The following is a 19,190-nucleotide window of genomic DNA, read 5'->3' as shown; positions in this document are numbered from 1 at the left end:
TGCCCAAGGGCATCATCGACATCGAATATGAAATTCAGCCGAAATGTCCGTTGCTCACGTAGTTTTCCCTACGCTCCGCTACTCCATTTCTACCTTCATTCCATATTCTTGGTACTGAAAACCGGACTTTTTGAACATGAACTTATAGAAAAGGGGCTTTGCTTCAATGTCCAAGAAAATTAAAGTCATGACGATATTCGGGGTGCGCCCGGAAGCCATCAAGATGGCTCCGCTTATTTTGGAACTGCAGAAACATCCCGAATCTATTGAATCGATCGTTTGCGTTACTGCACAGCATCGTCAGATGCTGGATCAGGTTCTTGAAGTATTCGATATTCATCCAGACTACGATCTGGATGTGATGAAAGATCGCCAGACGTTGAATGAAATTACGATTCGTGTGCTGGGAGGCCTGGAGCCGGTTTTGCGTGAAGCAAAGCCGGATATCGTGTTGGTTCACGGTGATACGCTGACAACGTTTGTAGCCAGCTATGCTGCGTTCCTGCAGCAGATTCAGGTGGGGCATGTGGAAGCAGGTCTTCGCACGTGGAACAAGCTCTCTCCATACCCGGAAGAAATGAACCGTCAGTTAACCGGTGTGCTTGCTGACTTGCATTTTGCACCGACGGACTGGTCTTCTTCTAACCTTGCCAAAGAAAATAAATCGGAGTCTAGTACGTATGTCACAGGCAACACGGTAACAGATGTGTTTCAATATACAGTACGGCAGGATTACACACATCCGGTACTAGATTGGGCACAGGGCAAGCGTCTTGTGCTGATGACAGCTCACCGCCGTGAATCCCAAGGCGAGCCTCACCGTAACATTTTCCAGGCCGTCAAACGGATTGCCGACGAGTTTGAGGATATTGCCATCGTGTATCCGGTACATCTAAGTCCTGCTGTGAAGGAGCCGGCTCACGCGATTTTGGGGAATCACCCCCGTATTCAACTTATTGATCCACTAGACGTGGTGGATTTGCATAACTTTTACCCGCATACTCACTTGATTTTGACAGATTCAGGAGGTTTGCAGGAAGAAGCGCCTTCGTTTGGTGTGCCTGTTCTCGTCCTTCGGGATACAACGGAGCGTCCGGAAGGAATTGAGGCTGGAACACTGGAGCTGGTGGGTACCGAAGAGGAACGTGTATATGAGCGCACCAAAGCTCTGCTTACAGACGAAACACTGTATGCAAGCATGAGTCAGGCTGCCAATCCTTATGGTGATGGACATGCTTCAGAAAGAATTGTCAATGCGATTTTGCATCATTTTGGTGTGAATAGTGAACGTCCGGAATCATTTCACAGAAAATTCAAAAAATAATTCATTTTTTCTAACGGATTATTAAAGGGTACAGCATACAGTTAAACTGTACGGTTTACGCGGGTTTATGGGCTCTGAGGGCCTGTATTCCCGTCGTTTTCCCCTTTAAAACGCTAAAATCATTCAATTGACAAAGGCTCTCATCATTCAGTAAAATTAACTGGGATTGCAAGGGTGGCGTGGAAAATGGCCGATTCGAACAAACCAAATTCATCCCGTAACCATGACGATAATGTATGGAAAGCGATGGGGCTCGTGACAGCTTTTGGAATCGAGATTGCCATTCTCGCTGTTGCCGGATATTACGTTGGCTCCTGGGTGGACAAGACCATCGGGGGTAGCGGAATATGGATCGCCGTAAGCGTTCTCTTTTTTTTGGCAGCAGGCGGCGTAAGCATCTACTTTATCGCGAAAAAATTCATGGGGGAAAGTGATGAGTGAACTAACCAGATACCGCAGATGGATGACTGTTTTCATCATGTACTTTCTTATGATTTGTTTTCTAGCAGCGGCCTTTCTGCCCCGTGTGGAAACAATAGCTTTGGGACTGGCCCTAGGAACGGTGATCAGTTGGATCAACGCGTCTTATCTGGGTCGCAAAGTCAGGAGAATGTTGGATGGTGCAGCGGAAGGAAACCTTAAGCGTGTGAACCTGGGATTTTTGACTAGAGCAGCTCTCGCAGTACTCGCTGTTTTCGTGGCGATGCAGTATCCGCAATACTTCAATTTATATGCGGTTGTAGTTGGCTTGGTCATAGCGCAATTTTCCTTACTATTTATAGGGATATTGTTGTCCCGCAAAGCAGACTCATAGTGGTGCTGCAAGCTTTCGAATGAGAAAGGGGTGAGAAAAATATGCATGAATCTCCGATAATTAACCTGGGTGGGTTCCATCTTGATTTGTCTGTTCTGCTGATGCTGATCGTAACATCCGCCATTGTATTTATTGTTGCAAAACTGGCTACGCGGAACTTGTCAGTGGAAAATCCGGGCAAAATGCAAAACTTCCTAGAGTGGGCGATTGAGTTTGTACGTAACCTGATCTCGAGCACGATGGACATGAAGAAGGGGCAGCATTTCCTTACCTTGGCAACCACAATGATTATGTTTATCTTTGTGGGAAACATGTTGGGTCTCCCTTTGGGCTTTGTAACTGGGGCTACGGATGCAAGCCAAGCTGAAATCTTTGGCAAGCCAATTGTCTCCGTCCAAGAAGCGTTCCATGAAGCTCATGAGAAGAATCCTGAAGCTCATCCACATATCGAAGTTGCCTGGTGGAAATCACCTACGGCTGACCTTTCGGTAACCATGGGTCTAGCGTTGATCGCATTTGCTATCGCGCATGGATTGGGACTTTTCCGTAACACCAAAGCGTATCTCAAGCATTATTTCCAACCACACTGGCTGTTCTTCCCAATCAACATTGTGGAGACGGCATCCAAGTTGTTGACACACGGTATGCGTTTGTTCGCCAACATCTTTGCAGGTGAGGTTCTGATCTCCACGATTATGAAACTTACAGCATTCAAATGGATTGGCGCAATTGCAGCAATTCCGCTGTTGACGGCATGGCAGGGATTCAGTATTTTCATCGGAGCCATACAGGCATTCGTATTTACGGTTTTGATGATGGTATACATATCACAAACCGTCGAATCGCATGAGGAACATTAAGATTCAGGTCCAATACGGTTAAACCTGTAGGGCTGAACTATAAAATTTGAACGAACATTCTAAGGAGGATATACAAATGGGAGCAATGGCATTAGTGGCAGCAGGAATTGTTGCAGGATTGGGCGCACTTGGCGCAGGTATCGGTAACGGTTTGGTAATTAGCAAAACGGTGGAAGGTATTGCACGTCAACCGGAAGCAAAATCCACTCTTCAAACAACAATGTTTATCGGTGTAGGTTTGATCGAGGTATTGCCGATCATCGGTGTAGTACTCGCGTTCATGTTCTACGGAGCGGCTTAATAAAATCAGTGCAGGTTTGGCGGGGAAGGCCACAGCCATCCGCGCCTTCTTTTTAGGTAGCGTCCGTAAACCGGAGTTGCGGCCTGAGGATACCTTCAGGAAGGAGTGAACAGATTGAATTTCGTATGGGAAAATACAGTTCTGGCGATTATAGCATTTGGTATTTTATATTGGCTGCTTAGCCGTTATGCATTTGGTCCACTTTTCTCCATTATGGAAAAACGTCGTGAGCTCGTATTGGCGCAAATGAATGAGGCTGCCCAAACGCGGGATCAGGCTATTGCCTATGTTGAGGAACAGAAGCAGGCTCTTGAAAAAGCGCGTAAAGATGCTTATGACATCATTGAACAATCCAAACAAACAGGCGGCAAACAGGCTGAAACGATTCTGGCGGATGCAAAAGCAGAAGCGAATCGCCTGAAAGACGATGCTGTGCGTGAGATTGAGAGCGAGAAGAACAAAGCGGTTGCAGCCCTTCGCAGCGAACTGGGTACAGCTTCCGTTCAAATCGCTTCCAAGCTGATCAAAAAAGAAGTTGAGAACGGTCCTGCACAAGAGGAGCTTGTGAACCAATACCTCAATGAGGTAGGAGGCCGACAATGAGCCGCGATACGATTGTTGCTAAGCGTTATGCGAAAGCATTGTTTGAAGTTGCTCTCGGACAGCAGAAGGTGCTTGAAGTTGAACAAGAGCTACGTACTGTTGTAATTGCCATCACTGGTGATGCGGAAATCGGTAAATTTATCGAGTCACCCAACATCTCTGAAGAGGCAAAACAGAATGTACTTCGCACAAGTCTTGACGGCAAGGTGTCTGAACCTGTTCTGAAAACCGTCTTGCTTTTGATTGAGCGTGGACGCGTTGAACTGCTGGAAGCTCTGCTGAATGATTATGTGAAGATCGAGGGCGAATCGCTCGGCATAGCCGATGCACGCGTGTACTCGACTTATGCCTTGAATGATGAAGAACAAGAAGCGGTAGCCCGTGAATTCGGTGGCCGTGTGAATAAAAAGATCCGTATCGAGAACATTGTCGATCCGACTTTGCTGGGCGGATTGAAAGTTGCCATTGGCGATACGATCTATGACGGTAGCTTGGCTGGCAAGCTTGAACGTCTTGAGCAGTCTTTTAACAGACGAGTACAGTAGATTGGGGTGAGGACACTTGAGTATCAAACCAGAAGAAATCAGTACATTAATTAAGAGCCAGATCGAACAATACAAGAACGATATCGATGTAGTCGAAGTCGGGACGGTTATTGAGGTTGGTGATGGTATCGCTCGTGTCTACGGACTTGAGAATGTCATGTCCAACGAGTTGGTTGAATTCCCAAGCGGTGTTATGGGTCTCGCCATGAACGTGGAAGAGAGCAACGTCGGTATCGTTATCCTGGGACCTTACTATGATATTCGTGAAGGCGACCAAGTAAAACGTACCGGTCAAATCATGCAAGTGCCTGTTGGCGAAGCATTGATTGGACGCGTTGTTAACCCGCTCGGTATTCCAGTGGATGGCAAAGGGCCAATCGCTACAACGGAATTCCGTCCGGTTGAAGGTAAAGCACCAGGCGTAATGGATCGTAAATCGGTTCATGAGCCGATGCAAACAGGGATTAAAGCCATTGACGCAATGGTTCCAATTGGTCGCGGACAACGTGAGTTGATCATCGGTGACCGTCAAACAGGTAAAACATCAATCGCGATTGATGCCATCCTGAACCAAAAAGGCAGCGGCATGAAATGTATCTATGTTGCTATCGGTCAAAAACAATCTACAGTTGCACAAGTCGTAGAAACTCTTCGTCGTAAAGGCGCAATGGAGTACACGATTGTTGTAACTGCAGCAGCATCTGACCCATCACCATTGTTGTACATCGCACCGTATTCCGGTTGTTCGATGGGTGAGTACTTTATGTACAAAGGTGAGCACGTTTTGGTTATCTACGATGACTTGACCAAACAAGCTTCCGCATATCGTGAGCTTTCCTTGCTGCTTCGCCGTCCACCGGGCCGTGAGGCTTATCCGGGTGACGTCTTCTACCTGCACTCTCGTTTGCTGGAGCGTGCAGCGAAGCTGAATGATGAGCTTGGTGGTGGTTCTTTAACCGCACTGCCGTTCATTGAAACACAAGCTTCCGACGTATCTGCTTACATTCCGACGAACGTAATCTCCATTACGGACGGACAAATCTTCTTGGAAGCTGACTTGTTCAATGCTGGACAACGCCCGGCGATCAACGTAGGTATCTCCGTATCCCGTGTTGGTGGTTCTGCTCAGATCAAAGCGATGAAAAAAGTTGCAGGTTCCCTGCGTCTCGACCTCGCTCAATATCGTGAGCTTCAAGCGTTCTCCCAGTTCGGTTCCGATCTGGATAAAGCGACTCAGGCCCGCCTGAATCGTGGTGCTCGTATGATGGAAATCCTGAAGCAAGGTGTAAACCAGCCTCTGCCTGTAGAACAACAGGTAGTCAGCTTGTACACAGCGGTTAAAGGGTTCCTGGATGAGATTCCTACAGGTGATGTTACTCGTTTCGAGGGTGAGTTCCTCGCGTTCATGGAGAGCAGCCATCCGGAAATTCTCGGGTCTATCCGTGATACAAAAGAATTGACTGCAGACAATGAATCCGCTCTGAAAGATGCTATTGAGAAGTTCAGAAAGAGCTTTGCTGTCTCTGTCTAAATAGATGATATGCAGTTGCGGAGTTGTTTAACCGATTCCGCATGTCTGCATGTAAAACTTTGATCTATCAAAGTTTCAATATGCTTACGAAGTAGTTTTGACTATGTCAAAACTAGTGAATGCTTACGAAGTAACTTTGGCTCGCCAAAGTTTTGAGGTGGTGAAATCATGGCAAAAGGCATGCGCGAAATAAAGCGGCAAATTAAAAGCGTACAAAGCACCAAGCAGATCACCAAAGCAATGGAAATGGTAGCTGCCGCAAAACTGCGTAAAGCGCAGGAAAAAGCGGAAGCAGCTCGTCCTTATTCGGAGAAGCTGAAAGAAGTTGTGGCAAGTATTGCAAAAAGCACGCAAGGGGTTCAGCATCCGATGCTGGAAAGTCGTCCGGTCAAAAAGACAGCTTATCTGGTTATTACATCGGACCGCGGTCTTGCGGGTGGTTACAATGCGAATATTTTGCGTCAGGTCAACCTGACACTCAAAGAAAAGCACAACTCTCAGAATGACTACGAATTGTTCGTCATTGGACGTAAGGGACGTGATTATTTCAAACGGCGTGAAATGGCGATGACATCCACTACAACGGATCTTTCCGATTCGCCATCATTTGCAGATATCAAATCCATCGCACACGAAGCTGTTAAAGGGTTTGAATTGGGTAAATTTGATGAATTGTACATTTGTTATAACCGCTTTGTAAATGCGTTGACCCAGATTCCTACGGTAGAACGTCTTCTTCCGATGGAAACACCTGAGGTAACTGCTGCAGAAGGACCGACTGCAAGCTACGAGTATGAGCCGTCTCCTGAAGCAGTACTGGAGGTTTTGCTTCCGCGTTATGCGGAAACGCTGATCTATGGTGCTCTTCTGAACGGTAAAGCGAGTGAGCTGGGTGCGAAAATGACAGCCATGGGTAATGCAACCAAAAATGCATCTAAACTCATTAATGACTTGTCATTGACCTATAACCGTGCCCGTCAAGCGGCGATTACGCAGGAGATTACGGAAATTGTGGCAGGTGCCAACGCAGCACAAGGCTAACCGTTTTTTATTAATGAAGGCTTGCAGAGCAAAGATAAATGAACGGTACATTATTTTTGCAAAAGTAGCAGGCTTGTAGGAGGGGAACGTTAAGATGAACAAAGGACGCGTTGTGAGCATCATGGGTCCGGTTGTTGACGTCGAGTTTGATCGCGGCGGTCTGCCGGAAATCCTCAATGCCATTACGATCACTACAGTAAGCGAAGCTGGCGTAAGTGTTAATCTGACACTCGAAGCTTCGAAACATCTGGGTGACAACCGGGTACGTTGTATCGCGATGTCCTCCACGGACGGACTCGTTCGTGGTATGGAAGCCGTAGATACAGGAGCTCCAATCTCTGTACCTGTTGGGGAAGCGACACTGGGTCGTGTATTTAACGTACTCGGCGAAGCCATTGATACTGGCGGCACTGTAGCTGCTGCACATAAAAATCCGATTCACCGCTCGGCTCCTGCATTTGATGAACTGACTACCCAGGCTGAAATGCTGGAGACAGGAATCAAAGTTATCGACTTGTTGGCTCCTTACGCCAAAGGTGGTAAAATCGGTCTCTTCGGTGGTGCCGGTGTAGGTAAAACCGTAACGATTCAGGAATTGATCAACAACATCGCACAAGAACACGGCGGTATCTCCGTATTCGCGGGTGTTGGTGAGCGTACACGTGAAGGTAATGACTTGTATCACGAGATGAGTGATTCCGGCGTTATCAACAAAACAGCAATGGTCTTCGGACAAATGAACGAGCCTCCAGGCGCACGTCTTCGTGTAGCCCTCACTGGTCTGACTATGGCGGAATACTTCCGTGATGAAGAAGGCCGTGACGTGTTGCTCTTTATCGATAACATCTTCCGTTTCACCCAAGCAGGTTCAGAAGTATCTGCCTTGCTCGGACGTATGCCTTCCGCGGTAGGTTACCAACCAACGCTGGCAACGGAAATGGGTCAACTGCAAGAACGTATCACTTCGACTAAAAAAGGTTCCGTAACATCCATCCAGGCCATCTACGTGCCTGCGGATGACTATACTGACCCGGCTCCAGCAACGACGTTTGCCCACTTGGACGCAACGACGAACCTGGAACGTAAAATTTCCGAGATGGGTATCTACCCTGCGGTAGATCCGCTGGCATCCAGCTCCCGGATCTTGTCCCCTGAAGTTGTAGGCGAAGAGCATTACAACGTAGCTCAAGGCGTTAAGCGTATCTTGGCACGTTATAATGAATTGCAGGATATTATTGCGATTCTGGGTATGGACGAGCTGAGTGAAGAAGACAGAGCGCTCGTTTACCGTGCTCGTAAAATTCAACGTTTCTTGTCCCAGCCATTCCACGTTGCTGAAGCATTTAACGGTATTCCGGGTAAATACGTTCCGGTTAAAGAAACGGTGCGCAGCTTTAAAGAAATTCTCGAAGGCAAGCATGACGATCTTCCGGAAGCAGCTTTCCTCTTCGTGGGTACAATTGAAGAGGCAGTGGAGAAAGCCAAAACACTGGTATAATCTGAATCCAGGATTGTCCTTATGAAGCGAGCTATCGGATAGTTTCAGGAGGGATGGAATTGAGCACCTTTTTGTTGGAAATTGTAACGCCTGAGCGTTTGGTATTTACAGAGCAAGTGGATAGTATCATCGTTCGTGGTGTTGAAGGGGAACTGGGTATTATGCCAGGTCACATCCCTATGGTTACACCATTGCAGATCGCACCAATCATTATCAAAAACGGAAAACAGAACAAGCAGGTCGCTATTGGCGGCGGTTTTATCGAAGTCCGTAAAGATAAGGTTGTTGTCCTCGCAGAAAGTGCCGAATTCCCGGAAAGTATCGATGTGGACCGTGCGCGTGCGGCGAAAGAGCGGGCAGAACGCCGTCTCAGCAGCCAAAGCAATCAGGATCATTTTGATCACCGTCGGGCAGAGATTGCTCTGCAAAAAGCGGTTAACCGGATCAACGTATACGGCAAATAAACTGTTCACTGGAGCCTGGCGGCTTAGTCTGCCGGGCTTTTTTGAGTTTTTGGAACGTTTCCTTTTCCAGTTACAGTAAAATATATGGTCATTTTCTTCGGTTGAAGCTCTTGATTTAACGGCAAATAAAGTTAATTGTATTCACCGTTTATGGGCAGTTGAATAGAATGTAGGACTAAAGTCGTGGCGATAATGATCACTGTTGGAACCATTTTTAACGACGGAAATCCAAATTATTTCCGAGGAAATGACAGGATCGATATCGAAATAACGCTCTTTTATGTCGTTTTAGTCACAAAATCCCGGCATTTTGAATTTAAAATATTATCAAAGTGGAAATCAATGTAATTGACAATGTATGATGAAAGAGCCTATATTCCATAGAGTCAGCAGATGCAGGAAGCTGCGTTGATGAATTCCATAGTCATTCACAGCCAGATTGTTGCTGCTCCGTGATTGGGCATCCAGATTTCCTGCATAGCAGGAGTAAGTCTGACAGTAGGCTCAGTACGTTGTGTTCAAGTCATTCCATTGTTCTAACAAGTTATGGATGCCAGGCATAATTATGCTGATCGCTGCAACAAATGTGGAGGTAATGAATATATGGATACTGACCTGACAAATCAGTTGAACCAGACATTAAGTACGAATGGCTTAGTTTCGATTATCGTCTCTCTTTTATGTATAGCGTTGTCGTGGTGGGCTTTGCAGAATCTCAAGCTGGATTTAATCATCAGGCAGCCACGAGGAGCACAGGGAAGACTGTTACATTTACTGTTGGCCATTATACTTGGGCATGCTGTTTCAGGCTTTGTCATTGACTATTTGTCATGGACACAAATGTTGCGCCATTTGTTTTAATGTTGAGATGGTTGGTTAATCATCTGTTAGGTTCTTCAAGCAGTGTAATGTCGAATAACATCGATTAATTGTGTTAACAATTAGAGTATGAGTTGTCGGCAAAGAAATTAAGAAAAAAGTGTGACGTGGAATTGGATGAATTTGAGATGTTTTATGTAAAAATGCTTGTATCGTACAATTCAACAATGTTATGATGGAAGTTAGGGAATTCACAATTGTTCACTTATTTTGTGGTTATAAACGGGATATCCGGTTGAATCCGGCTACTAATCATCCCAATCTGTCTGTTCAGATGTTTGCTGGCCTGTAAGGCATTACATTTACAAGTCGGAGGGCATCATGCAACGCACGTGGTATCATCGATATGGATCATAAACCAATTCTTTTCTGAATAGACATCAAGGGCATTATTTGCCAGGCTATGTCGAAATTCCACACACAGCAACAGTCTTTTCTATTACAGAAGGGCTTACGTATTCCGGAATGAAGAAAAGGGAATAAAAGCGCGGAGGGAACCATGATGAGCAAATTTATCGTCCGCGGTGGCAAAAGGTTGACCGGAAGTGTCAAAGTTAGCGGCGCTAAAAATTCTGTTCTTCCGATCATCGCTGCCTCTCTCTTAGGGGAAGAAGGACAAAGCGTTATTATTGACGCTCCTCCTCTAGACGATGTGATGACGATTAACAAGGTGTTGGAATCGCTGGGAGCGGGTGTTACATACCGGGACGAAGTGATTACCGTAAATGCGGAGAAACTTACTTCCTGTGAGGCACCATATGAATGGGTAAGTAAAATGCGGGCGTCATTTCTGGTCATGGGGCCATTGTTGACGCGTATGGGTCATACAAGAATTTCGCTTCCTGGTGGATGTGCCATCGGTACACGGCCTATTGATCAGCATTTGAAAGGTTTTGAAGCCATGGGCGCTGAGATTAGCTTGGGCCAAGGCTATATAGAAGCTCGTAGCCAAGGACGGTTGCGTGGCGCGAAAATTTATCTAGATGTGGCTTCTGTAGGTGCCACTCAAAATATTATGATGGCTGCAACATTGGCTGAAGGTGTAACTGTTCTTGAGAATGCGGCAAAAGAACCAGAAATCGTGGATCTTGCCAACTTCCTGAATGGAATGGGTGCCAAAGTACGAGGTGCTGGAACAGGAGTCATCCGCATCGAAGGTGTGGAGAAACTGTCTGGCGTGAAGCATACCGTCATTCCTGACCGGGTTGAAGCGGGTACCTATATGGCTGCTGCTGCAATCTCCGGTGGTGATGTGTATATCGAAGGTGCGATTTCAGACCACTTAGGTTCTGTTATTGCGAAGCTGGAAGAGATGGGTGTAACCATTCATCCTGACGAGAATGGCGTTCGTGTCATTGCGGATCGTCCGCTCAAGGCTGTGGATGTGAAAACATTACCATACCCAGGTTTCCCTACCGATATGCAATCCCAAATGATGGCGCTTTTGCTTGCCTCTGAGGGAACCAGTGTTGTAACAGAGACTGTTTTTGAAAATCGCTTCATGCATGTGGATGAATTCCAATTGATGAATGCGGAGATCAAAGTTGAAGGACGTTCGTCCATCATCACGGGCAATGCCAAGCTGAAGGGTGCCAAAGTAACTGCTACCGATTTGCGTGCGGGTGCCGCACTTATTATCGCGGGTCTTGTTGCTGAAGGTACAACGGAAGTGGGTGGTGTTCATCACATCGACCGTGGCTACGTACATCTCGCTGAGAAGCTTAACGGACTTGGAGCCGATATTTATCGTATTTCGGTTGAAGAGCCTAAGCTGGATGCAGTTAAAGCATCGAATGAAAAAGTCGGGGAAGAAGTACCGCTGTTCAAAGTACAACCGACCTGGGCATAACATCGAATTGGACAATAGGCATTGCTCTCTAATATGAATCACACATCATTGTATATTGCGGATACGAGAGCATGCGTGCTGTCATTTAAATTCAGATCAAAAGCTAAGCCATCTGGCTTGGCTTTTTTTTGTGTTCAACGATCCATTGAATCAGTACCTGATTCTATTAATAGCTGGTCCTAACTTATATAGCATAACATCATATTCTGTACCAATTCTGAACAAATGAAAGAGCATGCTTTTGGAGGAACGGGTGGTACCTTATGGAAACGGATTCCGCGACAGATCAATGTTTTTTAATGATACATAGCAGAAGTAAGTTAGAAATCGCCACATATGGAATGCCTTCGTTTCTCTTAAATCAGGTTCTATCAGATCCAGCCAGCTCATACCCTAAACTATGGATTTGAACAAAAGGACCGGCGCTTGACCGGCCATGGACAACGGAGGGTTATATCAAAATGAAAGAAGCCCGTGTGCAGGTTAAGGTACCTCTTGTCCCTCGTCCACTAGTGAAGGAGCCAGAAGAGATTGCTGGTTTCGGTGTGGAAAAAGACAAGCTTGCTTCAACGAACATCAGAACTGTTCCAGATGAGCCCGTAACAACATGTACTAGACGGCCTAGCTCCCAACAGGAGTCAGCTCAACACACTGCGGCACGTATACACATGCCTGTCATTGAATTAGACCAGTTTCGTCGTGTGAAGCGCCGCCGAATGCGTACGTTTGGCCGAGGCCGCAGATGGGGAAAGAACAATACTCGCTGGCAGCCAGCGGCGGCTGTATCGGCAGTGCTTGCACTTGCGCTGTTGATCCCCGCCATTCTGGTCTGGCCGCGGACGAATGATCCGGTTAAACCGATCCCGGTCCCACCAGGTACAGGCAGTGTAACGACTCCAGCACCTTCTCCAGCTGTACCTGTTACCTACCCTGAACCTCAAGTAAGGGTGTACCTGTCTGCAACCGGTACGACGATGAATCTTCCACTTGAAGATTATGTTACCGGAGTTGTCGCTGCCGAGATGCCAGCTGAGTTCAGATTGGAAGCTCTGAAGGCACAGGCCATCGCTGCAAGGACATTTATCGTGAGAAGGCTGGCAGCCAACGATACAAGCGGTGTACCTTCAGGAGAAGCCGATGTAACAGATACCGTGAGTCATCAGGTGTTCATACCACCAGAACAAGTAAAAGCGGACTGGACGCGTCTGGGGAAAGCGAAGGAATGGGAGAAGCTGCAGCAGGCTGTCCGCGAAAGCAAGGATTCCGTCATGACATATCAAGGTAAGGCGATTACCGCATCCTTTTTCTCTACAAGTAATGGTTATACTGAGAATGCAGAGGATGTATGGGGGAACCCTGTACCTTATTTGCAAAGTGTAGCGAGTCCGTGGGATAAAAACCTAGCTCCGGGCTTTGAGGAAACCATCACGATGAAGCGCAGTGAGATTCTCCAGAAGTTGAATCTGGGGGCGAATGCCATCCCTGTGAGCGCGCAGCAGAGCGGTGGTTGGATGGAAGTATTGTCTACAACGGAAGGCCATCGGATCAAGGAGATACAGATTGCAGGTAAAACGTTTAGCGGACCGGAGGCTCGAAAGTTGCTTGGGCTTCGATCCAGCCAGTTCAGCTGGAAGACCGATGGAGATGAGGTTCAGATTACAACGTATGGATACGGTCATGGAGTCGGCATGAGCCAGTGGGGAGCCAACGGCATGGCACAAGAGGGTCACACCGCGACCCAGATTCTCAAACACTACTACACAGGCATCTCCTTCGGACAGGCATCCAAGATGCTGGCTTCAAAGTAGGAAACATGAATACGGTTGGATAAGGATAGAGCAATAGATTATTAACAGATGTAAAACGACGAACAGATTAACAACAGTTTAACAGTGAAGTGGAACTGTGCAGTTTTCCTACTCTCGGTGTACGTTTGAGAAGCTAACGAATCTCAGAAGCGCTATATCATGACATATCACGAAATGGAGCCGATAAAGCGCCAAAAAGAGTAATTAGCGTGCCTAAGGTTCGCTAGAATCTCCAGGTTGCGACTTTTCCATCAATAAGGCCACCTGAGTTCGTTAGAAAATTTCATTAACTAAGCATGATGTTAGATGGAACAGTCATTAGTGCCGCGGCCTCGCTAATCTCTCATCTCACTTTAACGAACCTATGGCTCCTTAAATCGGTATTAACGAATCACAGCCTATATCATGTTGCTTTCAGCTAATGAACTCACTTCTTAGAAGGATTGGCTATTACAGCAATCCAGGCTTCTCTACCAGCAACCCCTTCCTGAGCTTTCAAAACTTGGCTATATCAGTTGCAATTAATAGTTACACCGGAACGGAGAGAGCAGAAAAAAGCTGTAGGAGCGGAGCGTCCGCCTTTACTCCCGGATTTCACCTTTGAAGAAGGTGATAGAAAGAAATCTGGGAGTAACAGCGGCCGAAAGGTTGTTCTGCGCGCGGAGTGGTCCAGTGTATCCCCCTTTTTCGCCTTATATAGCACTCTTTGAAAGTTCTGTGAAAATAATTAGAGTCGCGCGTGTATAAAAGAGTTGCACCCGGTAACACTTGTTACTGAGGTGATTAAGATGAATGAACAAAACAAAAAAACAGGCCAAGAAGAAACTCCTAAAACAACTCAAGGAGTACCGGCTAGCCAGCCCTCTTCATGGAAAAGAGCAATGTCCAAACGTTGGGTCTTCCCGGCAGCCTACATCGCAGCAGCAGGCATTATACTAACCTTAGTGTGGGTCTATCAGGGCACAGGCGACAAAACGCTGAACTCGGACCCTACAAGTGGGGTAGTAGAAACGGGCGCATCGGGTACAGAAGGAACAGCGGTTAACGGAGAACAGGAAAGTGTGGAAGTTGTTGCAAAGTCGGAGAATTTTGTATGGCCGGTAGCGGTTCCGTCCGAAATTTCGGTAGTAAAACCTTTCTATGACAACGAAGCTTCAACTGAGGAACATGAAGCAGCGATGGTGCAGTACAATGACACATTTATTCCGAACACGGGTGTAGATCTGGCACGTGGGGATAACAAAACGTTCGAAGTCAAAGCAGCACTCGGCGGAAAAGTTACCCGGGTTGAACAAAACCCGCTGACAGGTCAAGTTGTGGAAATCACACACAGTGATAACCTCAAAACCGTATACCAAAGCCTGGCTGACGTCAAAGTGAAACAGGATGATGAAGTGAAGCAAGGAGATGCAATTGCATCGGCTGGCGTTAATGAACTGGAAAAAACGCTGGGCAACCACCTTCACTTTGAAGTTTACGAAGACGGACAACCGGTTAACCCGCAAGGATATCTTCCGGAAAAATAAAATGATTTTTACCGCAGCAACATGACGGGCAGAGGGAATTCTCCTCTGCTCTTTTTGTGCTTTTCAGAAAATAATGGGACCTTCGAAGCTTGTCACACCTTTAAACCGCGAATATATAGGCATGCTCCTCATATAATGTACCAAACTATCCACACAGTAGGGAGGCGGGAGCGTGCACGATTACATCAAGGAACGGACCATAAAAATTGGTCGCTGCATTGTTGAGACGAGGAATACGGTCCGTACCATAGCCAAGGAATTCGGCGTGTCAAAGAGTACTGTGCATAAGGATCTGACGGAGCGTCTGCCGGAAATTAACCCTGATCTTGCTGACCAGGTGAAACACATTCTGGAGTATCACAAGTCCATCCGTCATTTGCGGGGCGGTGAAGCGACCAAAATTAAATACAAAAAAACAAGCGGTAAAAAACGCGAGGTGCTGGCTTCCGCTAAATCGTAGAGACCTGCGGAAAGACGTAGGCCAAAAAGCTCACACATGCATTGAATCCCTCCCCTGAAGTATGATATGTTAAAAGCTGGTACAGGATCGAATTATGACATCTTATCAGTCCAATTTTTACATATATATGTTGCACTTTGTCGAACGAGCGGTGACGTGATAAGGGACTCTTTTTCACAGGATACGCTGACCAAATAATATCACTTTGGGGGCTCTTTTATGTTTAGCAAGGATATCGGTATTGATCTTGGCACGGCGAACGTGCTTATTCACGTGAAAGGAAGTGGGGTTGTCCTCGATGAACCTTCCGTCGTGACCATTGAAAGCGATACGAAGCGGGTCCTTGCTGTTGGGGAAGAAGCGCGTCGTATGGTGGGGCGTACTCCAGGTAACATTGTTGCCATTAGACCGCTGCGTGACGGTGTTATTGCGGACTTCGAGATTACGGAAGCAATGCTTAGACATTTCATTAATCGTGTGGGGGCAAGAAGCTGGTACAGTCACCCGCGTATTCTGATCTGTGCACCAACCAACATTACTTCCGTGGAGCAGAAGGCTATCCGTGAAGCTGCTGAGCGCAGCGGTGCCAAAGAAGTATTTCTGGAAGAAGAGCCGAAAGCGGCAGCGATCGGTGCGGGGATGGATATTTTTCAGCCGAGCGGCAATATGGTCGTGGATATCGGCGGCGGAACGACTGACGTTGCAGTCCTGTCTATGGGCGACGTAGTCACCGCCTCTTCTATTAAAGTCGCAGGGGACAAGTTCGACGAAGCGATTACCAAGTTTATAAAAGCCAAATACAAGCTCATGATCGGTGAACGTACAGCCGAAGATCTCAAAATTGCGATTGGTTCCGTGCATCCGGGTGGTCGTCAAACAGAGATGGACATTCGCGGACGGGATATGGTATCCGGTTTGCCTGTTACCGTAACGGTGTCGGGAAATGAAGTGCAAGAGGCGCTATGGGATTCCGTGCAATCTATTATCGTGGCAGCCAAGTCGGTATTGGAGCGGACGCCACCAGAATTAGCGGCAGACATTATTGACCGAGGTGTCGTGTTGACAGGTGGAGGCGCTTTGCTGAACGGACTGGACGAACTGTTGTCCAATGAATTGCATGTACCGGTATGGGTTGCAGAGGATCCGATGCATTGTGTCGTGAAGGGAACAGGCATTATGTTGAATAATTTGGATCAAGTAGTTAAGAAAAAGTTCTAATCTGCCGATATAAAAAGCAAAGGTTCGCCCAAGCTCGGGAAGCAGAACGGACAAGTAGCCATCCTGTAATGCAGGACAAGCGCTTGAGGAGAGGGGTTAATACATGTTAAGAGGTCTGTACACCGCTACCGCGGGAATGATTACGCAACAACGCCGCCATGACACCGCAACGCAGAACATCGTAAATATGAACACAACGGGATATAAACAAGTGAACAGCGTAAGCCGTTCTTTCCCGGAAATGCTCATTACTTTGGTAGGCGGAGATGCCAATCTTCCGACAAAGCGGCTGGGCAAGCTGAACACAGGTGTGTTCGCGGAAGAAAGTTTGTCCATGAATTTGCAGGGAGCCATTATGGAAAGTGGGCAAAAGAGTGATTTTGCCATTTCGTCCAATCTGGCCGTGAATGATCCACAGACAGGACAACCTGTCCCGTTTGACGGTTCAGGCAAATTTGTACGAGCTGATGGCACGGTAACTTACCAACCTCAGGCGTATTTTACAGTACAGGATGCAGAAGGCAACAGAAGATATACACGTGATGGTCACTTCGAGGTTACAGGAACTGGACAGCTGCTCAGCTCAACAGGTTCACAAGTTCTGGATAATAATGGACAACCTGTTGTATTGACAGGCTCGGTAGACCAATTTAAAGTGGATGAGCAAGGTCGTCTTGTTAATGCAGAGACGGGTGCACCCACAGGTGTTACATTGGGAATCAGTGTCATCGATCAACCCAACCAACTGGTACGTCAAGGCGATGGTAATTTCAGCCTGAATGATCAGAATGGAGCAACCGCTCGGATGATGGCTGCCGGTGATAATGTGCAGATCCGTCAGGGCTACCTGGAAGGTTCGAATGTGGATGCATCACAGGCAACTGTAGATATGAACGCAGCATTCCGTGCATATGAAGCGAACCAGAAGGTCGTACAATTCTACGACCGCAGTCTGGATAAAGCCGTCAATGAAGTTGGGCGTGTATAACGCCAACGTATAATATAGCCGCGTAGCGGAGAGCCAAACGCCCTTTGCGAAGCAAAGCAGAGAGGCTCACGCGAAGCGCAAGCTTAAACGCAGCCGAGCTTATGCGAGGATTGCGCAGCATTAAGCTGAGCGCAGCGATGGTCTCGACAGTCCTTTGCGAAGCAAAGCAGGGAGAGACCACGCGGAGCGCAAAAGCCTAACCGCAGCCGAGCTTATGCGAGGATTGCGCAGCATTAAGCTGAGCGCAGCGACGGTCTCGACAGTCCTTTGCGAAGCAAAGCAGGGAGAGACCACGCGGAGCGCAAAAGCCTAACCGCAGCCGAGCTTATGCGAGGATTGCGCAGCATTAAGCTGAGCGCAGCGACGGTCTCGACAGTCCTTTGCGAAGCAAAGCAAGGAGAGACCACGCGGAGCTACACGCCGCATAAAGAGCGTGCCGGGCTATGATTCAGCCATGTGAAACTATGGTGGGAATCATAGCCCGGCAGTCGCGGCGCACACACACCACCGTCACTTAGCAAGATCGTACCCCACGCACCCACTCCGCCTGTTTTCGGGAGTCCAGAGGGCAGCGCCATCTGGGGCCCTCCCCTACCAGGGAGGGTTTGGGAGGGTAGAACCAGGGAGGGTAACCACCGAATGAATAATTCCATGATTAGTGCAATGGTCTCCATGACCGGAATACAGCAGCGTCTGGATGTCATTTCCGATAATATTGCCAACGTGAATACGGCAGGCTATAAGAGTAAGCAAGCAGCCTTCGAAGATGTACTGACACGTGTGCAGCAGCAACCGGACAAGTACAAGCTGGATGGACGCTCGACCCCGATGGGATACAACCTTGGGTTTGGTGTACGTTTGGCTGATGTGACAAAGGATATGAGTCAGGGTACGCTCAATGAGACAGGTAGTCCTACCGATCTGGCGATTGAAGGCAATGCGATGTTCGCCGTTGAAGCGAATGGTGAGAAAATGTGGACGCGTCAGGGTGCATTCCATTTTGTCCCTGATACTAGACCCAAAACGAATCCCAATGCGCCAGACATGATGGTATTGGTCAATGGCGAAGGCCACTTTGCATTGGATCGTCAAGGTAATCGCATTACGGCACCGAATAACAGCAAGGTTGCATTTGATGAAAAAGGCAATCTGTTGATCCGTCGTGGCAATGAAGCCAATGCAACGATTGGAGCCCAATTGCAACTCGTAGATATCGAGCGCCCGGAAGGGCTTGTGCAGTATGCGGATAATCTGTTTGGTCTGGATGCGGGTCTGACCGAGGATGATGTATTTGGAGCTAATGCAGCTACACGTGAAGCAACAGCCATGATCCGTGCAGGCTACATTGAACAATCCAACGTGGATTTGACACAAGAGATGGCTTTGTTGATGCAAGGACAGCGGACTTACCAACTGGCGGCACGTGCGCTGACATCCAGTGATTCCATGGCGGGTCTTGCCAACAATATGAGAGCATAAAA

20 protein-coding genes are annotated in these 19,190 nt (G+C 47.5%); 19 read left to right on the top strand and 1 reads right to left on the bottom strand.

All coding sequences use genetic code 11. The features are described 5' to 3' along the window. Positions 1-166 precede the first annotated feature (166 nt). The 18 genes from wecB (at position 167) to PTQ21_RS02385 (ending at position 17,709) form a co-directional block, all read left to right on the top strand. Positions 167-1,324, top strand: coding sequence for a non-hydrolyzing UDP-N-acetylglucosamine 2-epimerase (gene wecB / locus PTQ21_RS02470; RefSeq protein ID WP_072733625.1), 1,158 nt, complete (start codon positions 167-169; stop codon positions 1,322-1,324). A gap of 186 nt (positions 1,325-1,510) precedes the next feature. Next, entirely contained in the window at positions 1,511-1,765 is a 255-nt protein-coding gene (locus PTQ21_RS02465; protein WP_063568352.1) for an AtpZ/AtpI family protein, read from the top strand. Then, positions 1,758-2,138, top strand: a complete 381-nt coding sequence (locus PTQ21_RS02460; RefSeq protein WP_063568353.1) for an ATP synthase subunit I — start codon at positions 1,758-1,760, stop codon at positions 2,136-2,138. The genes PTQ21_RS02465 and PTQ21_RS02460 overlap by 8 nt, the downstream gene beginning before the upstream one ends. 41 nt (positions 2,139-2,179) lie before the next feature. Then, a complete protein-coding gene (gene atpB, locus PTQ21_RS02455) occupies positions 2,180-2,998 on the top strand; it encodes a F0F1 ATP synthase subunit A (RefSeq protein WP_063568354.1) in 819 nt (272 codons plus the stop codon). Positions 2,999-3,074: 76 nt separating this feature from the next. Next, positions 3,075-3,299: a F0F1 ATP synthase subunit C gene (gene atpE / locus PTQ21_RS02450; RefSeq protein ID WP_062321699.1), complete on the top strand. Its 225-nt coding sequence runs from the start codon at positions 3,075-3,077 to the stop codon at positions 3,297-3,299. 114 nt (positions 3,300-3,413) lie between these two features. Then, a complete protein-coding gene (atpF, locus tag PTQ21_RS02445; RefSeq protein ID WP_063568355.1) occupies positions 3,414-3,902 on the top strand; it encodes a F0F1 ATP synthase subunit B in 489 nt (162 codons plus the stop codon). After that, positions 3,899-4,447, top strand: coding sequence for a F0F1 ATP synthase subunit delta (locus PTQ21_RS02440; protein ID WP_064641894.1), 549 nt, complete (start codon positions 3,899-3,901; stop codon positions 4,445-4,447). The genes atpF and PTQ21_RS02440 overlap by 4 nt, the downstream gene beginning before the upstream one ends. A gap of 16 nt (positions 4,448-4,463) precedes the next feature. Next, positions 4,464-5,978 carry a F0F1 ATP synthase subunit alpha gene (atpA, locus tag PTQ21_RS02435; RefSeq protein ID WP_063568357.1) on the top strand — a complete coding sequence of 505 codons (1,515 nt, stop codon included), beginning with the start codon at positions 4,464-4,466 and terminating at the stop codon, positions 5,976-5,978. 168 nt (positions 5,979-6,146) lie between these two features. Continuing rightward, a complete protein-coding gene (gene atpG / locus PTQ21_RS02430; protein ID WP_063567727.1) occupies positions 6,147-7,019 on the top strand; it encodes an ATP synthase F1 subunit gamma in 873 nt (290 codons plus the stop codon). 94 nt (positions 7,020-7,113) lie between these two features. Next, on the top strand, positions 7,114-8,517 hold the full coding sequence (gene atpD / locus PTQ21_RS02425) for a F0F1 ATP synthase subunit beta (RefSeq protein WP_063567728.1): 1,404 nt from the start codon (positions 7,114-7,116) through the stop codon (positions 8,515-8,517). Between the two features lie 59 nt (positions 8,518-8,576). Next, entirely contained in the window at positions 8,577-8,981 is a 405-nt protein-coding gene (locus tag PTQ21_RS02420) for a F0F1 ATP synthase subunit epsilon (protein WP_062321712.1), read from the top strand. 603 nt (positions 8,982-9,584) lie between these two features. Then, the gene (locus PTQ21_RS02415; RefSeq protein ID WP_062321714.1) at positions 9,585-9,842 is read left to right on the top strand and encodes a DUF1146 family protein; all 258 of its coding nucleotides are present in this window, start codon (positions 9,585-9,587) and stop codon (positions 9,840-9,842) included. A 520-nt stretch (positions 9,843-10,362) separates the two neighbouring features. Further along, on the top strand, positions 10,363-11,709 hold the full coding sequence (murA, locus tag PTQ21_RS02410; protein WP_083678749.1) for a UDP-N-acetylglucosamine 1-carboxyvinyltransferase: 1,347 nt from the start codon (positions 10,363-10,365) through the stop codon (positions 11,707-11,709). A 461-nt stretch (positions 11,710-12,170) separates the two neighbouring features. Then, complete coding sequence (spoIID, locus tag PTQ21_RS02405) at positions 12,171-13,517, top strand: stage II sporulation protein D (protein WP_274568697.1); 1,347 nt, start codon at positions 12,171-12,173, stop codon at positions 13,515-13,517. Between the two features lie 788 nt (positions 13,518-14,305). Further along, positions 14,306-15,043 carry a M23 family metallopeptidase gene (locus tag PTQ21_RS02400; RefSeq protein WP_063567731.1) on the top strand — a complete coding sequence of 246 codons (738 nt, stop codon included), beginning with the start codon at positions 14,306-14,308 and terminating at the stop codon, positions 15,041-15,043. 172 nt (positions 15,044-15,215) lie between these two features. Next, positions 15,216-15,503 carry a sporulation transcriptional regulator SpoIIID gene (gene spoIIID, locus PTQ21_RS02395; protein WP_024632710.1) on the top strand — a complete coding sequence of 96 codons (288 nt, stop codon included), beginning with the start codon at positions 15,216-15,218 and terminating at the stop codon, positions 15,501-15,503. 219 nt (positions 15,504-15,722) lie between these two features. Continuing rightward, the gene (mreB, locus tag PTQ21_RS02390) at positions 15,723-16,721 is read left to right on the top strand and encodes a rod shape-determining protein (RefSeq protein ID WP_063567732.1); all 999 of its coding nucleotides are present in this window, start codon (positions 15,723-15,725) and stop codon (positions 16,719-16,721) included. Positions 16,722-16,824: 103 nt separating this feature from the next. Continuing rightward, positions 16,825-17,709 carry a flagellar hook-basal body protein gene (locus PTQ21_RS02385; RefSeq protein ID WP_063567733.1) on the top strand — a complete coding sequence of 295 codons (885 nt, stop codon included), beginning with the start codon at positions 16,825-16,827 and terminating at the stop codon, positions 17,707-17,709. 413 nt (positions 17,710-18,122) lie between these two features. Here PTQ21_RS02385 and PTQ21_RS02380 read toward each other — a convergent pair whose 3' ends face one another. Continuing rightward, positions 18,123-18,287, bottom strand: coding sequence for a hypothetical protein (locus PTQ21_RS02380; RefSeq protein WP_274568685.1), 165 nt, complete (start codon positions 18,285-18,287; stop codon positions 18,123-18,125). A 61-nt stretch (positions 18,288-18,348) separates the two neighbouring features. Between PTQ21_RS02380 and PTQ21_RS02375 the strand changes: the two genes are divergently transcribed. Further along, positions 18,349-19,188: a flagellar hook-basal body protein gene (locus PTQ21_RS02375; protein ID WP_072733622.1), complete on the top strand. Its 840-nt coding sequence runs from the start codon at positions 18,349-18,351 to the stop codon at positions 19,186-19,188. The last annotated feature ends 2 nt before the right edge of the window (positions 19,189-19,190 follow it).

This window comes from Paenibacillus marchantiae (genome assembly GCF_028771845.1).
Lineage (GTDB): Bacteria > Bacillota > Bacilli > Paenibacillales > Paenibacillaceae > Paenibacillus > Paenibacillus marchantiae.
This window is presented reverse-complemented; position numbering and strand designations above follow the sequence as displayed.

What these genes read in the sequence shown, in the direction of transcription:
- wecB (WP_072733625.1), top strand. Translation starts at nt 167, where the DNA reads ATGTCCAAGAAAATTAAAGTCATGACGATATTCGGGGTGCGCCCGGAA.
- PTQ21_RS02465 (WP_063568352.1), top strand. Translation starts at nt 1,511, where the DNA reads ATGGCCGATTCGAACAAACCAAATTCATCCCGTAACCATGACGATAAT.
- PTQ21_RS02460 (WP_063568353.1), top strand. Translation starts at nt 1,758, where the DNA reads ATGAGTGAACTAACCAGATACCGCAGATGGATGACTGTTTTCATCATG.
- atpB (WP_063568354.1), top strand. Translation starts at nt 2,180, where the DNA reads ATGCATGAATCTCCGATAATTAACCTGGGTGGGTTCCATCTTGATTTG.
- atpE (WP_062321699.1), top strand. Translation starts at nt 3,075, where the DNA reads ATGGGAGCAATGGCATTAGTGGCAGCAGGAATTGTTGCAGGATTGGGC.
- PTQ21_RS02440 (WP_064641894.1), top strand. Translation starts at nt 3,899, where the DNA reads ATGAGCCGCGATACGATTGTTGCTAAGCGTTATGCGAAAGCATTGTTT.
- atpG (WP_063567727.1), top strand. Translation starts at nt 6,147, where the DNA reads ATGGCAAAAGGCATGCGCGAAATAAAGCGGCAAATTAAAAGCGTACAA.
- atpD (WP_063567728.1), top strand. Translation starts at nt 7,114, where the DNA reads ATGAACAAAGGACGCGTTGTGAGCATCATGGGTCCGGTTGTTGACGTC.
- PTQ21_RS02415 (WP_062321714.1), top strand. Translation starts at nt 9,585, where the DNA reads ATGGATACTGACCTGACAAATCAGTTGAACCAGACATTAAGTACGAAT.
- murA (WP_083678749.1), top strand. Translation starts at nt 10,363, where the DNA reads ATGAGCAAATTTATCGTCCGCGGTGGCAAAAGGTTGACCGGAAGTGTC.
- spoIID (WP_274568697.1), top strand. Translation starts at nt 12,171, where the DNA reads ATGAAAGAAGCCCGTGTGCAGGTTAAGGTACCTCTTGTCCCTCGTCCA.
- PTQ21_RS02400 (WP_063567731.1), top strand. Translation starts at nt 14,306, where the DNA reads ATGAATGAACAAAACAAAAAAACAGGCCAAGAAGAAACTCCTAAAACA.
- mreB (WP_063567732.1), top strand. Translation starts at nt 15,723, where the DNA reads ATGTTTAGCAAGGATATCGGTATTGATCTTGGCACGGCGAACGTGCTT.
- PTQ21_RS02385 (WP_063567733.1), top strand. Translation starts at nt 16,825, where the DNA reads ATGTTAAGAGGTCTGTACACCGCTACCGCGGGAATGATTACGCAACAA.
- PTQ21_RS02380 (WP_274568685.1), bottom strand. Translation starts at nt 18,287, where the DNA reads ATGGCGCTGCCCTCTGGACTCCCGAAAACAGGCGGAGTGGGTGCGTGG.
- PTQ21_RS02375 (WP_072733622.1), top strand. Translation starts at nt 18,349, where the DNA reads ATGAATAATTCCATGATTAGTGCAATGGTCTCCATGACCGGAATACAG.